The following is a 13,811-nucleotide window of genomic DNA, read 5'->3' on the forward strand; positions in this document are numbered from 1 at the left end:
GGCAATGCGGCCGTGTACTGCGTTATCATCGGTTTCGGGCTGAGTACTCCGGCTTTCTGCCGCCTGTTCGACTACCCCACCCCCAAGAGTGCCCCGCAGGAAGTCCGCGCCAAAACCATCAATGCGTACCTGGTCGATGGCCCCGATGTACTCGTGGCCAACCGCAGCCGCCCACTTAGCCCGGTGCCCGTAATGGCGCGGGGTAGTATGCCTACCGATGGGGGCCACTTCATCCTTTCCGATGAGGAAAAAGCGGAGCTTGTGGCCAAGGAGCCGCTGGCCCTTAAATTCATTCGGCGCTACCTGGGCGCACGGGAGTTCCTGCACAATGAGGCCCGGTGGTGCCTCTGGCTGAAAGAGGCCAGCCCTAGCGAGCTAAAAGCTATGCCCCTAGTCGCGGCGCGGGTGGAGGCAGTACGCCAAACCCGATTGGATAGCCCCGCATCCTCTACGCGGGCCTTTGCCCAATTCCCTACCCTGTTCCGGCAAGACGGGCAGCCCACCACGAACTTCTTGGCGTTGCCCGAAGTATCCTCCGAGAACCGCACCTACATTCCCATCGCCTTTCTTGGCCCTGACGTGGTGCCTAGCAATAAGTTACAGATTGTACCGGAAGCAACTCCCTACCTATTCGGGGTGCTCACTTCCATCATGCACATGACATGGGTAAAGCTCATTTGTGGCCGGTTAAAATCTGATATTAACTATGGCAACAATCTGGTTTACAACAACTTTCCCTTCCCTACTTCGCCTAGCCCTAAGCAAATAGCAGCGGTAGAAGCAGCAGCAGCGCAGGTACTGGCCATAAGGGTGCAGTTCTCCGACGAAAGCCTAGCTACCCTCTACGGCCAGCTGTCGATGCCTCCGGCCCTGGTGAAAGCCCATCAGCAGCTTGACCGGGCCGTGGACCAGTGCTACCGCTCGGCCGCGTTCCCCACGGAGCTAAGCCGGCTGGAATACCTCTTTGGCGAATATCGCCGCCTAACGGAGCCACTTTTGGAGGACGTTGGCGCTGCATCTAAACCGAAGCGTAAACCTAAGTCTGTTGCCTAGTATTGGCCCCTATGCGGCAAAAAATCTACCTAGAACTCGTCGTCTTGAAGCCCGAAAATGCGGTTCAGCTCACCGAGGCCGAACAGCAAGCTATTCCGTGCCACTTCCTGCTGGCTCAGGAGGCCGAGAAGCGCATGTTGGTAATCGAGTACACGCCCGGCTCTGAACGGGCCACTAGGGAACGGATTATTGCCGTGCACCTGCGAGCCTACGCCCGCCGCTACCACATCATCAGCTACGAGGTCTTTGACGACTTCGTACCGGCCCTGCCAGCTCCGCTGGTAGGCTAGTTAGATAGGATTTAGAGGGCAGTGGGGAAGTGCAAAAAGTGCGGCCACCATCCTGGTTTTGTCCCTTAACATAATGTAGCTTCTCGGACCACCCTCGGAATAATGCCGGTTTTCTAGCGTGACTTCTCTTGTTACTTATACTTGTACTATATCTATACTCCACAATACTAGTTACCTACAAATTAAGTAATTTAGGGTGCCTATCCATCTAGCCTCAGTAAACATAGCTGGATCTCAATCTACCCTTCGCCTCTCGCTTCTTCAACGCTATAATCCTCTATCTCGAATAGAGCAGGGCTAGTAATGCTCTGCATTGTGCTTGAAGTACCTGTTCTCATAAAATCTGCTCCAACATAAATTCTTAATTTTTCAAATTCTTTTAATAGACGCACAACATGATACTAGAGAAGGAAGCAAAGCAATTCAAGGATTTTGAATCTAGCACCTTTGTAACCACAAATCAATTATCTAGAATTTTAGATAAAAGAGATGAATTTAAAGAAGATTTGACAAGAGTCTTTAAAATAAGCGAACAGGAAACAGAAGTCCTTAAGATAGGAAATGCCAAATTCCTTTTGGAGTCCATACATAAGCTAGATAATCAATGTGAAAAAATTGATATAATCACAAAAATAAAAGATATAAATCTGCAAAAGATATTAGAAAAAGAAAAAGCAATATTTGAGATATTTTCTATATCTGATAATTTTATCCTGTCAAAAAACAAGTCAGATCTATTAGTTGCTGAAACCAGATATTCAGCAAAGAATGATCTTTTGGATTATTATAATTTTAGCAAATTTGCCAACTATTGCAGGGACAAAGACTTCGATAAACTCATTGATACAATAAAGGAATATTTGAAATCTAAAAATATAGATAACGTTGAAGAAAAAAATTTAAGGTTAGTATACAAGCTTGATGACAACACTTTTTACATAAGAGCCATTACGTCCAGTAAGGACTACCGGGACTTTGGAATAAACTTCTCTGTTTTCGTGGCTTTAGTGGCCTTAGGAAGGTATGCAGAGGACTCAAAAAACGAAGTATATATCGACAATTATGTTGTTGATGACTCGGAATTATACATATCCTTTAGCATGAGAAATCAAGTTAAAGTGAATAAGAATCTATCCCTGTCATTTAATTTGATATTAGAAAATGACGAAGTGAAGAGAAATTCGGTTTCATTCAATGGAGTCTTTAAGTTAAAATTTGAGGACAATGAAAAATTTAGTGAAATATATATACGACCTAGAGGTTTAAAGACAGAGGACAATAACTACCCTATTGATCTTCTTACTTTTGCTCACAGGGGCAAAGTTGATAGCATCTTCGAGAAGACTAAAAATCTACCTAAACTGATTGATTTCTTCATTTCACAAGTAAGTGAAGACGCAAAAAAAATATCCGAAATTAAGAATCCAGATGATGTAAAGCGCTTTATAAGCGACAAAATAAGCAATTCTAGAAAGCCTGAATTCAAAATACACAAAGCTGAAATTGTAAAAAAATTAACTAGTATAAATGTTGATAACACATTCAAGTTATTTGAGCTATTAAGAGAAGTGGAAGATCTCTTTGAGCATGATGATGTTATTTCAAGAAATTTCTGGAGAACAAAATTGTACGAATCACTAATAGAAAGGAAATAATAAAAACGCCCAATGCTATCTAGCATTGGGCGTTTTTATTACATAACATACTGCGAAATTTGTTTTCTTATCTATTCATTTTACCCCCATCGCCCCCGACGCTTTGGTGTTGTAGTAACAGGAGCTGGCACGTAAGCTTGGGGGGCAGGTGCAGGTGCATAAAGCTTGCGTAGGTAGTCCCGGGTGCGATACTCGCCCATTTCGTCTTCTAGCTCATAGGGCAGCTTACCTTCAAATTTAGCTCGAGCCCGTAGCTGCCAGAAGTACGCGTCAAAGTAACCGGGCCGTATGCTAACACTGACCAGCATCTTATCGTCACTCAGCTCATAACGCACGTCCTCGACATAGTAGGCACCCTCTCCGGTTTCACCCATCAGAAACCAGAGTTCAATTCCTTCTCCGATGCGAGGAATGATCGGCAGCCGACATAGAAAGCTGACGTTTTCCCGTCGACCCCGCACATGCAGCATATGCTCGACGTTGGTATACTGGAGCACGTCCGCGTCAGCAGAAATTGCTTTGATAAAGTCCTGGTGAAGGTCCTCTAGCCACTTCCGAAGTTTTCCTGCCGTGATACCAAACTGCTCTTGCAATGTTTTGCTGGCCGGCGTCTTGTCGTCTGGGCCAATCGTAAGAATAACCTCAATCAGCGGGTCATAGGGTTTCCCTTTTCCTTGGAGCTTGGCTAGGCCCGGCCGGGCAACAGATAAGCTATGAAGTATTTTGCTGGACTTGATGGGTGGCTTTGGCTGGTCTCGGTAGTATCTGCTCATCAGCTTGTTACACTTGTTTTTGTTCTACTACACTAACATTAAGTGGCGGAATCTCAAGCTTCTAATATCCGATAGTTGACTTGTTGAACAAAAAATCATAACTTTACGTATGCTAAGTATATATACTTAGCATATATACAATTATTAGATAAAACCGTTTATAAATGCATCAGAAACTGTGAGAAACTTGATTTTTACAGTTTATTATCCTAACTTGCCAGGAAGTATATATACTTCCTGGCCTTCCAGCTAGTCAATTCTCATGGCAGGCAAATCGAGGTTCGTAATTGCGGAGGCCCGCATTCGGGCATTTTTCAAGCAAAGTTCTCGTAAAGCGTTCTCCAAGACCCAATTAGCTTCTATCTTCGAGGAGCAGCGTACCAATTGGAATCTAGCCCAAAGCACGACCAGTGAGAAGTTCATTGATCAGCTCCTTAAGAAGGAGGTTCTGTACCTAACGGAGGTAATTTTTGACGGCTATGTCAAGTCAAAAAAACTGTACACGACGGAGGATGTATCTGTTTTCCAGGTAGCCACTTCCCTTATCTCTAAGTCGTATCTCTCTCACTACTCGGCGGTGTGGCTCAACAACCTGACTAACCAGGTTCCCAAGACGGTCTACATTACCTTCGAGCAAAGCAAAAGGCCGCTGGCGGATCGTACGCTCACCCAAGCAGCCATTGACGCGGCTTTTGCAAGACCCCAGCGCCGCACGGGCGCTAGTGCACGCTACAAGGAATACACTTTCCTGGTCCTGAATGGGGCGTATAGCAACCGCTTGGGCGTGCATACAATGGACACCGTTCCGGTCACCAACATGGAGCGCACCCTAATTGACATTACCGTGCGGCCTAACTATGCCGGTGGTGTTTCCTCCGTGCTGGAAAGCTACCGCAATGCGCTAGGTAAGATCTCGGTAAATAAGCTCGTCGCGACGCTGGACAGCCTGAACTTCATCTATCCCTATCACCAAGCCGTCGGCTTCTATTTGGAACGCGCCGGTTACTCTGGTAAGAAGCTGGAGGAACTGCGCGCCCGGCCCAAGGAGTTTGATTTTTACCTGACCTATGAGATAGAGGAAAAGGACTACTCTCCGCAGTGGCGCCTCTATTTTCCTAAAGGCCTATAATCTGTTCGTAAGCATCTACGACGTAATTGAAGTAGAAATCAAAGTCCCGTAGTTCCTCCGTAGGCGCCACCGTATCCTTGACGCTTTCCCAGTTATCGCGGTGGATGGACTTGTTGTTCTTGATCTCTGCGATAAATTCTACCGGCACTTTCTTCGACGCGAAGATGTGTTTTAGCAGCTCAATATTAGCCGGATCCAGCACGTCAATCTCCTTATCTTCCATGATAAAGTAGATATCATAGAAGTCCCGTGCCCGGGCACGGGGTGAGTGCGACGGAATTACCTCGGCATACTGGGGTAGCTGCTGACACAGTGCCCGCACCTTCTCGAAGACAATCATTTCCGGGGTGTACACATAGACGGTGTAGTTGTCGACGCTTATTTGCGCTTTCTGCCCCACGTACTCATACTTGCTGAATTCAATCTCAAAGACGGAAGACAAATTCGGCTTCACGGCAACAGCTGCCATCCGCTGCTTACGGTCGTTACCGGTATTCTGCTGGTAGGCGGCCTGGGGAACTACTTTGAATTGCACCAGGTAGCCGCCCCAGAAATCAGCCGTTTTTTGGGGCGGTACTTTAGGCTTGATCACAAACTTGTAGTCGATCAACTCGTAGCCGTGCTCCTGATAGGTTTGCTGCAGTGTTTTCTCAATCCGGGCACTAATGACCTCTAGGTCTTCGGCAAAATCGCCCGCCTCAATTGAAAAATCCAGATCATAGGATGGCCTGGAAAAGCGCGTCTCGCTTCCTTCGTACGTCAGATCGATAGCGTTGCCGCCTTTCAGCACAATCGTCTCAACTAGCTCATCATCTGAGGCTAATGCAATAATAGCTAAGCGCTTAATGTTATTGACAACTTCTATATCCATCTGGAATACTGCTATGTAGCTGGAAGAAAACTTCCTAAAGCTAAGTAGCTAGTCTGTTTTTTACTCCTTGAGCGTTATTAAACAAAGAGGGTAAGATCCGTTGCCTGGCGCAGTAAAGGTTCTTCCTTATTTACTTAACGGCACCGCCAATAATAAAAAAAGACCTCCCAAGCCAAGGAGGTCTTTTTCATTACGTGTTGTCTCAGCAATCGAATGGTAGTTCTAGCGAGCTTTGTTCGACTGTGCCAAGACAGAGGCAGCAAATTCCTTTGTTTGTTCGCTGTATTTGGGACTAGCCAACACACGGGCAGCTAGATCTTCCGTTGCAGCGCCTGTTTGGTTCCCTCGGTTTACCTGAGAGAGCGCGGATGCAGCTAGCGTTTTAGCAGTAGCTGAGGCATTGGAACTGGTGAGAGTTTGTGAAGCACGAGTTGCAACACCAGAGGAGGTAGTTTTCTTGTTCATATTAAAGGAGTTTAGGATGACATATACTATAATATAGTACAAATTCACAGCAACTGAAGTTCATCAATCAACTTTTTAACTAATTGAAAATATTATATCTACTTACACCCAACCATGTGTTAACTTTATTAGTATAAGCTTTTGTTTATTCACCAACCTCATTAGTAACATGACAGCTACAACTGGTCAAATTTGCCCTGAAAGTGGTGTATGGAAAGTAGTTGGAACGCCTTCCACTACCGCACCTATTGCTAAAGGAAATCGCATGCCTCCGTATAACGACCGCGCCGTTACTTGGCAGCTCATCCAAAAAGCGTAACAATCATCTACAAAACACGGCCCCAGGATAATCCTTATAATAAGGATTATCCTGGGGCCGTGTTTTGTAGATGATTATTGGTGTGGATTTAAGTCAGTGCCTTTTTTAAGTTGATATTCTAGTTTATCACTTAACAACAGGAAAATACTTAGCGGCTAGCTTCGGATAATCCTTTCGAAACCTACCCTCTTTACGCTCAGACCACTCGAAAATTTCTTGGTATTCCTTCTCCGCTTTCGCTTGTGCCGCTACCTGCTGCTGGAACTGCTCTACCTGGGCTTCCGCTTCACCCCGGCCGCGCCAGCCGAAACCAGCGAATAGAAGTACTAGGAGGAGCAGCCCGGAGAAGATACCGAAGGACTTGAAGCCCGTAAAGCCCAACACCTCGTTGTCCACCCGAATACTGCGCGGTACGCGGGCTGCCGCATGTTCGATACCCGCTGCTGCTTGCTGGCCAGCTGCCTCAATGGCCTTGACTCCCCGTTGCGTCGCCGTGGCCACCGCCTCATTGCTCGGCATCTGGCCCAGCAGCGAAGGAGCTAATAACTGCGCTAATCGCTCCGGATTCGTTTGGACCGTGATGCCGTTGCGGGCCGTTTCCAGGATCGACTGCACTTGCTGGGCTGTCGCCGGCAGTTGGCGGGCGCTGAGTTCCTGCAGTTGCTGGTCAATAGAAGTTAAGCGTTGAACAAGAAGGGCTAGTTCACTCATAGTTCTAAGCCCGAATGGGGGCGTTGTTTAGGTGATAGAGAAGGAGATAGAGATTCTTGTTGCTGTTGCTGCTTGGCAAGGGCCGCCCCTAGGCCAGCGAGTCCCTCGTTTAGTTCTTTTGCTCTCAGTTGATCGCTCAGGCCTTGCAGCTCCTGAGCCATTTTTGCTTCCTGACCCCGTTGCTGCGTCAGGGCGGGCCGCTGGGTTTCCAACGCTTCGTGCAGTTTGCGCCCACTAAAGGCCCGGTCGACTTCGCTGCCTTTGATATGAAAGTCGTGCAAGGCAAACACCACCGCCTGAGGCTGTCCTTTCTGGTAGGTCACCTGCATCCGGATTCCTTCCACCGCGAGCCGCTCGGCTAGCTCTCCCAGATCCATTGCCTGAGGTTGTTGAGCCCGCACGGCCGCGTGAATGGCCACCTTCGCCTGCTCCCGAGCCGGTAACTGGTCTACCTGCTGCTCCTTCACCGCCCGACCTTTCTCGCTCGCCACTGTCAGCCCGTAAGCCTGCGCAATCTGCTGCGCGGCCTCTTGGCTGCGGCCGTGGCTGAACTGGTCTGAAATGGTCTTCCCCGCGTGGTTCACCCGGTTTGCCACCAGGTGCACGTGCGGATGCGCCGTGTCCTGGTGCTTCACCACCGCATATTGTGTATCGGACAGCCCGACCCGCCGCATATACTCCTGGGCAATAGCCACCAGCTTCTCGTCCGTCAGCTTCGCCGCATCTTGGGGATGGAAGGCCAGCGCCGTATGCCACACGGCCCGGCCTAACCGGGGGTTCAGCGTGCGCTGCCGCTCGAAGTCACGTGCCATTTGCGCCGCGCTTTCCGCCCGCACTCCTTCGGCTGCTAGCACTACCGCTCCCTTGTCCTGGTTCTGCTCCTTGCCTCCATCGAACACGTACCGGCACATGCCCCCGAAGCTCTTGCCGATGCTCACTTTCGCTACCATTGGTTCAGGATCTGGTTGACTTGCTGCACGGTCTGGGCAATGGCCTCCGCCATCCGGGGATAGCCGGCTGTGTGCGCCATCCGGGTGACCTGGTTGAGGTTGTTGGCCATGCCAGCCAGCTGCCGCAGGAGCGCGACCTGCTCCACGGTCAATGGAGGTAAGGGCGCCGAAACCACGCCTCCCAGCCACCCGGCCCGCAGCACCTCCGCCTTGGATTTATGATACTGCTCTGCCTCCACGACCAGCCGCGTATGCTCTGCTTCCGTCAGCCGTACTGGTACAGTGTGCGTCTGCTTCTGCTCGGCCGTGGCCGGGGGACGTCCCCCACGACGGGGGCGGTGGGGAGAAGAAGGTGTTTCCATCAGAGCTAGGCTTCCTCGGCAGAGGCAAGTGAAGTGAGCCGCAGGCGAACGGGTTTTGCGGTACGCAAAACACAACTTGCTCCCAATCGTCTGCGGTCGTCTGGGGCTCGTTGTGTCTAGGGGCAAGGTAGTATGTTTTGTTAGAAGGTACCAAATCGATAGGAGTAGTTGACTCAGTTGATGACTAGTCACTGCTGGTCATCAACTGAGTCAACTATCGAGGAAGCAATACAGCAAAGAGGATAAGAAAAAACAATAGGAAGAATATACCGCACTATGAAATAAATTAGTTTAGTACAAAACTGGCTGTCATCCTGGTAACCTGTTAGTAACGTCGTCCTTGTCATCAGGGAATAGTCGATGCCATACCTAAAGCAGAAAAGCTAGGAAGCCTAAGAGCGAATAGCTCTAGTTCAATTGTACACTTATGGCTCAATTAGGATCTCTACGCCACTCCTAGCATCTGTTTGGTCTCTACCTATCCGGCAGCCTGTTCGATGCGCACAGCGGTGCATTCTGGGCATCGGGCGTGCAGCTGGGCAATGGCCTCAGGTAGCACCGGGTTGGTGGCAATGGGGCCCTGGTAGAGCGCCAGGCTCCAGGCATTACCCGAGCCCACCGTGGTCTGCAGGAACTCCCGGGCCTTAGCCTTTGTGAAGGCCTCGTCGCTGTAGGGCTCGATCTGGTAGAACTTCACCAGCACGGTGCCCAGCGGGGTATTGGTTAAGCGGAAAGTATGGTCAGCCATGGCACAAAGTACGCGTAGACAGCGGAAAACCGCGTCAAACGCCCCTTTTTGGAGGCCTAGGCAGTATAATTAAGTATTTGATTATCAAATCGTTAATACTATTTTGTGCCGCACCCAGTGCTGAAAGGCTTCGTGTTTGCTTTGCTTGTTTTCTTGTTGACGGGCTGCTTTCGATGGATGGTAACTATCCTTCTAAAAGCCCCTCGTCCGCACGTTCAAATATTTGTGACAATTCTTTTTCAATACTTGTTATTTGAGGGGCTTGTAACCTATTGAATCACAGCGTGTTGAAGCACCTAAAGTTGTAAAAAAGTCGGAATAGGTTGTAAAAAAGTCGGTGAAAGTTGTCAAAAAGTCTGTGGATAAGCACTTGAAAGTTGTAAAAAAGTCGGTAGGCAAATGATTAAGGTTGTAAAAAAGTCGGTGAAAGTTGTACAAGAAAAGTTGTACTACACTTTAGCAATACAACTTTTATCATTAGGTTTGATCCTTAACTCTTTATTTCAAGTATGAATCCAGTAACTCTCTGGCAGGATAACGCTCTTACTATTGCCCGTTACGAGATGACGGCTCTGGAAAAAAACATCTTATACATGGTAATGGCTAGCATTCGCAAGGATGATCCGGTAACTACCGTTTACCAGGTGTCTGCCAAAGAATTGATGGCTTTGACCGGTGAGGAAGTAAAGGTTTCCGATATGCAACGGGCTACGAAAAAGCTCATCACGCGCTATTTTGAAACGACCCTGTCCAATGGCGATTTCCTACAGGCCACGTTTGTAGCTTCAGCTCTTTACCGCAAAGGCCAAGGGATCATTGAGCTAGAGCTGAGCCAGAAGGTCCGGCCGCTATATGTGGAACTGAAGGATCGTTTCACCACACTGCAACTGCACACAGCGCTAACCCTGAACAGTAAGTATGCTAAACGGCTGTACGAGCTGTTCTCGATGTACAAGAACCTGCCGGATAAGACTTTCCGCATTGACGTACAGGAACTGAAGGAACGCCTAGACCTTATCGATGCCAAAACCGGCAAGGACCGTTATGAGAAGTGGACTCACTTCAAGAAAGCAGCGCTTGATCCAGCGGAAAAAGAGATCAATGGCAAGGCCGACTTGTCTTTTAGCTATCAGCCTATCAAACGAGGACGTAGCGTGGCTCAAATCGAATTTACGATACGATATCAGCCTAACACACCAATCGTAGCCTATGAAGGCCCAAATGCAGCGGTATTCGGGCGCTTGACGACGCACTTCGGCTTACGCCAAGACCAAGCGCATAAAGTACTCACCCTACATCCGCTTGACGGCATCAACAGGCACCTGCACAAGATTCAGTTAAGAATGCTCAACAATGAGCTAGAGAACGTAGGAGCTTATACTGCTAAAATCTTCGGCGTATAGACACCTACTTTCCGAATATACGTTGCCAAAAAGTCTTTTTTGGCTGTTCCGATACGACTTCTCCTTGAGGTCCCTCGCTTGGCTCTGGCAATCGTTTCTGCAACTCTCCTAGCTGCTCGTTCTGACGTAATATAAGCTCCTCAATGTGCCCTATCCGCTGACTATTCACCTGACTAGTCAGCGCGTTTAGGACATCATTCTGTTCCAGTAGCCGGTGCTGCAACTTCTGGATGGTCTGATCCCGTTCGGCAAGTGCGGCCTGCAATCGCACAATCTCCTCTACCTGATCAGGAACTACTACAGCAGGCAATTGTGGCTCTAGCATGTCCGATTCTGGCAACTGCGCTGCTGCTAAAACCGGAGGATACTGCTCCGTAAGAAATTGCTGACTGACTAAATAGGTGTTTCCCTTTGCGGTTTTCTCCGTCCGCACGTGACTAGTCAACGCATGCTGTTTGACTAGTCGCCTAATCGTCTGTTCAGAGCGACAAAAACGCTTAGCCGCCTCTTTGATTGTCAGAAATTCATGGGTAGTCAGTGAGGTATTATTCATGGTAGAATGAGTAGTCAGCGCCAGCAAAATACTTCTCTCTACCCTAAAAGCCTATTTTGCTTCGTTGGCACTGACTATTCATTGCTGCGTATTTTCATTATTCATCATATAATTCTGATTAATCAGATCATTCGTGCTAAAATCGATTGACTAGTCACATTAAAACCACGTGACTAGTCATTAATGCAGCACTTGACTAGTCATACCACAACTTGTTGTATCTAAATATGTTACTCCGTCAACCATGTTACGACGGGCGCAGGCTTCTCCTCTACTAGACGTCAGTACACTGGTGGATCTATCTCTAATTACTTTCTTTCTCTTTACCTATGAAGCGTTTTCACAGCACATCCCATGAGCGGTAGGTATCAACCTAACCGCATTCATGAAGCAACCAAAAAAACGCTGGGCCTGGACGGCTCGGCAATGGGGGCGCTGCCATTGCCGGCGTGACCATCGGATTACCTCGCCCGCACCGACATTCCTGCGTGGCCACTGGCATCAACATAGGGCCCGCACTCGGCATGCACTGCATCAAGTGCTAACTGGTTGCGACGAGGGACACGTGAGCTTTCCGTATCAGCCTCGCCACAGTGGGCGCTACGACTGGGCCTAAACAGAAACAGCCCGCTAGTATAGCGGGCTGTTTCTGTTTCTGAAGGGGTAGGGTAGTAGTTCGCTTATGGACTGCTTACCTTGTTCCCATTCTCTTTTTTATGAATACTCTTCCTCTATGGCGCTAAGTTTATCCGAATTAAAAGACCGTGCTATTCGCTTCGCGCAGGAGTGGCAAGGAGAAACCCGCGAACATGCCGAAGCCAAAGCATTCTGGGGCGATTTTTTCAACGTATTCGGGGTGAATCGTCGCCGCGTGGCCACGTTTGAAGAGCCGGTAAAAAAGCTCTCCGGCCAGCAAGGATTTATTGATTTGCTCTGGAAGGGCACATTGCTGGTAGAGCACAAGAGCCGCGGCAAAGACCTAGATAAAGCCGTGCAGCAGGCGAAGGACTATTTCCCCGGCCTCAAAGACCACGAGCTGCCCAAGTACATCCTGGTTTCTGACTTTGCCCGCTTCCGCCTCTACGACCTCGACGAGGGCACCAGCTACGACTTCCCCCTGGAAGAGCTGCATCAGCATCTGCACCTGTTCTCCTTCCTGACCGGCTACCAGAAGCGCCAGTACAAGGACGAGGACCCCGCCAATATCAAAGCGGCCGAACTCATGGGCGAACTGCACGACGCATTGCTGCGCGACGGCTACCACGGCCACAAGCTGGAAGTGCTGCTTGTGCGCATCCTCTTTTGCCTGTTTGCAGAGGATACGGCCATATTTGAGAAAGACGCTTTCCGCCTTTTCCTGGAAGAGCACACCCGCGAAGATGGCTCCGATGTGGGGGCACAGTTGGCCCAATGGTTCTCGGTGCTTGACAAGGCCCCGGACCAACGCCAGCGCCACTTACCGGCCCACCTGCAGGCCTTGCCCTATGTAAACGGCTCCCTATTCACGGAATTTTTTGAGTTTCCGGCCTTTGACGCGGCCCTGCGCGAACAGCTGCTTCGCTGTACCTACTTCGACTGGTCGCGTATCTCTCCGGCCATTTTCGGGTCGCTGTTTCAGTCTGTCACAGACCCGGTGAAGCGGCGCAACCTGGGGGCGCACTATACCTCCGAAGCCAACATTTTGAAGGTTATTCAGGGCCTGTTCCTGGACGAGCTGCGGCAGGAGCTGGCCCAAGCCGGCACCAACCGCCAGCGCCTCGACCAGCTGCACCGCCGCCTGGAAAAGCTGCGCTTCCTGGACCCCTCGTGTGGTTGCGGCAATTTCCTAGTGGTCACCTACCGGGAGCTGCGCTTACTGGAGCAGGAAATTTTGGAGCGGCTGTTTGCTGCCCAAGTGGCCACTGGCCAGACTGTGGACCTGGCCCTGTATGCGCGGGTACAAGTTGACCAGGCGTATGGCATTGAGGTGGAGGAATTTCCCGCCCGCATTGCCGAAGTGGCTATGTGGCTCATGGACCACCAGCTAAATCTGCGCCTCTCCGAAGCCTTTGGCAACCTCTACCTGCGCCTGCCCCTCACCCGGACCGCCCGCATTGTTCACGGCAATGCCCTGACCACCGATTGGGAAACCGTGGCCCCCAAAGACCAGCTCAGCTACATCCTGGGCAATCCTCCCTTTATCGGGCAGGCCTGGCAGAGCAAGGAGCAAAAGGAGCAGATGGAGCGGCTGTTTGCCGGCAACAAGATGGCCCGCTCCCTGGATTTCGTTTCCGCCTGGTACCTGAAAGCAGCCCAATACATGCAGGATACAACCGTCAAAGCGGCCTTTGTATCAACCAATTCCATCACCCAAGGCGAGCAAGTAAGTCCGCTGTGGGGTGAGTTAATGAGCAAGTATGGGGTGAAGATTCACTTCGCGCACCGCACCTTTCGCTGGAACAACGAGGCGCGGGGCAATGCGGCCGTGTACTGCGTTATCATCGGTTTCGGGCTGAGTACTCCGGCTTTCTGCCGCCTGTTCGACTACCC

General features: G+C 49.8%; 13 protein-coding genes. 6 read left to right on the forward strand and 7 right to left on the reverse strand.

What is annotated here, in order from left to right; translation table 11 throughout:
* From KYK14_RS19455 to KYK14_RS19465, 3 genes are all read left to right on the forward strand, one after another.
* On the forward strand, positions 1–1,053 hold a 1,053-nt coding region (locus KYK14_RS19455; RefSeq protein ID WP_219161230.1), incomplete at its 5' end, for a type IIL restriction-modification enzyme MmeI.
* An 11-nt stretch (positions 1,054–1,064) separates the two neighbouring features.
* Entirely contained in the window at positions 1,065–1,343 is a 279-nt protein-coding gene (locus KYK14_RS19460; protein ID WP_219161233.1) for a hypothetical protein, read from the forward strand.
* A 395-nt stretch (positions 1,344–1,738) separates the two neighbouring features.
* The gene (locus KYK14_RS19465) at positions 1,739–2,998 is read left to right on the forward strand and encodes a hypothetical protein (RefSeq protein ID WP_219161236.1); all 1,260 of its coding nucleotides are present in this window, start codon (positions 1,739–1,741) and stop codon (positions 2,996–2,998) included.
* Between the two features lie 80 nt (positions 2,999–3,078).
* Here KYK14_RS19465 and KYK14_RS19470 read toward each other — a convergent pair whose 3' ends face one another.
* Complete coding sequence (locus KYK14_RS19470; protein ID WP_219161238.1) at positions 3,079–3,771, reverse strand: hypothetical protein; 693 nt, start codon at positions 3,769–3,771, stop codon at positions 3,079–3,081.
* 262 nt (positions 3,772–4,033) lie between these two features.
* Here KYK14_RS19470 and KYK14_RS19475 point away from each other — a divergent pair, with 262 nt between their 5' ends.
* Positions 4,034–4,900, forward strand: coding sequence for a type IV toxin-antitoxin system AbiEi family antitoxin domain-containing protein (locus KYK14_RS19475; protein ID WP_219161240.1), 867 nt, complete (start codon positions 4,034–4,036; stop codon positions 4,898–4,900).
* Here KYK14_RS19475 and KYK14_RS19480 read toward each other — a convergent pair.
* The 5 genes from KYK14_RS19480 to KYK14_RS19500 form a co-directional block, all read right to left on the reverse strand.
* Positions 4,887–5,771 (reverse strand): nucleotidyl transferase AbiEii/AbiGii toxin family protein, encoded by an 885-nt coding sequence (locus KYK14_RS19480; protein ID WP_219161242.1) that lies wholly within the window; start codon positions 5,769–5,771, stop codon positions 4,887–4,889. The genes KYK14_RS19475 and KYK14_RS19480 overlap by 14 nt on opposite strands.
* Positions 5,772–6,681: 910 nt before the next feature.
* A complete protein-coding gene (locus tag KYK14_RS19485; RefSeq protein ID WP_219161244.1) occupies positions 6,682–7,266 on the reverse strand; it encodes a hypothetical protein in 585 nt (194 codons plus the stop codon).
* The gene (locus tag KYK14_RS19490; RefSeq protein ID WP_219161246.1) at positions 7,263–8,216 is read right to left on the reverse strand and encodes a relaxase/mobilization nuclease domain-containing protein; all 954 of its coding nucleotides are present in this window, start codon (positions 8,214–8,216) and stop codon (positions 7,263–7,265) included. The genes KYK14_RS19485 and KYK14_RS19490 overlap by 4 nt, the downstream gene beginning before the upstream one ends.
* Positions 8,210–8,704: a MobC family plasmid mobilization relaxosome protein gene (locus tag KYK14_RS19495; RefSeq protein ID WP_219161248.1), complete on the reverse strand. Its 495-nt coding sequence runs from the start codon at positions 8,702–8,704 to the stop codon at positions 8,210–8,212. Before KYK14_RS19495 ends, KYK14_RS19490 begins: the two co-directional genes overlap by 7 nt.
* Positions 8,705–9,056: 352 nt before the next feature.
* Positions 9,057–9,326: a hypothetical protein gene (locus KYK14_RS19500; protein WP_219161251.1), complete on the reverse strand. Its 270-nt coding sequence runs from the start codon at positions 9,324–9,326 to the stop codon at positions 9,057–9,059.
* A 509-nt stretch (positions 9,327–9,835) separates the two neighbouring features.
* Here KYK14_RS19500 and KYK14_RS19505 point away from each other — a divergent pair.
* Positions 9,836–10,729 carry a replication initiation protein gene (locus KYK14_RS19505; protein WP_219161253.1) on the forward strand — a complete coding sequence of 298 codons (894 nt, stop codon included), beginning with the start codon at positions 9,836–9,838 and terminating at the stop codon, positions 10,727–10,729.
* 4 nt (positions 10,730–10,733) lie between these two features.
* Here the strand turns inward: KYK14_RS19505 and KYK14_RS19510 are convergent, their stop codons facing one another.
* On the reverse strand, positions 10,734–11,282 hold the full coding sequence (locus tag KYK14_RS19510; protein ID WP_219161255.1) for a helix-turn-helix transcriptional regulator: 549 nt from the start codon (positions 11,280–11,282) through the stop codon (positions 10,734–10,736).
* 733 nt (positions 11,283–12,015) lie between these two features.
* On the opposite strand from KYK14_RS19510, the gene KYK14_RS19515 reads away from it, so the two are divergent.
* A partial coding sequence (locus KYK14_RS19515) for a DNA methyltransferase (protein WP_246601946.1) occupies positions 12,016–13,811 on the forward strand: 1,796 nt, incomplete at its 3' end.

The organism is Hymenobacter profundi, assembly GCF_019334315.1.
GTDB classification, from domain to species: domain Bacteria; phylum Bacteroidota; class Bacteroidia; order Cytophagales; family Hymenobacteraceae; genus Hymenobacter; species Hymenobacter profundi.

What these genes read in the sequence shown, in the direction of transcription:
- KYK14_RS19460 (WP_219161233.1), top strand. Translation starts at nt 1,065, where the DNA reads ATGCGGCAAAAAATCTACCTAGAACTCGTCGTCTTGAAGCCCGAAAAT.
- KYK14_RS19465 (WP_219161236.1), top strand. Translation starts at nt 1,739, where the DNA reads ATGATACTAGAGAAGGAAGCAAAGCAATTCAAGGATTTTGAATCTAGC.
- KYK14_RS19470 (WP_219161238.1), bottom strand. Translation starts at nt 3,771, where the DNA reads ATGAGCAGATACTACCGAGACCAGCCAAAGCCACCCATCAAGTCCAGC.
- KYK14_RS19475 (WP_219161240.1), top strand. Translation starts at nt 4,034, where the DNA reads ATGGCAGGCAAATCGAGGTTCGTAATTGCGGAGGCCCGCATTCGGGCA.
- KYK14_RS19480 (WP_219161242.1), bottom strand. Translation starts at nt 5,771, where the DNA reads ATGGATATAGAAGTTGTCAATAACATTAAGCGCTTAGCTATTATTGCA.
- KYK14_RS19485 (WP_219161244.1), bottom strand. Translation starts at nt 7,266, where the DNA reads ATGAGTGAACTAGCCCTTCTTGTTCAACGCTTAACTTCTATTGACCAG.
- KYK14_RS19490 (WP_219161246.1), bottom strand. Translation starts at nt 8,216, where the DNA reads ATGGTAGCGAAAGTGAGCATCGGCAAGAGCTTCGGGGGCATGTGCCGG.
- KYK14_RS19500 (WP_219161251.1), bottom strand. Translation starts at nt 9,326, where the DNA reads ATGGCTGACCATACTTTCCGCTTAACCAATACCCCGCTGGGCACCGTG.
- KYK14_RS19505 (WP_219161253.1), top strand. Translation starts at nt 9,836, where the DNA reads ATGAATCCAGTAACTCTCTGGCAGGATAACGCTCTTACTATTGCCCGT.
- KYK14_RS19510 (WP_219161255.1), bottom strand. Translation starts at nt 11,282, where the DNA reads ATGAATAATACCTCACTGACTACCCATGAATTTCTGACAATCAAAGAG.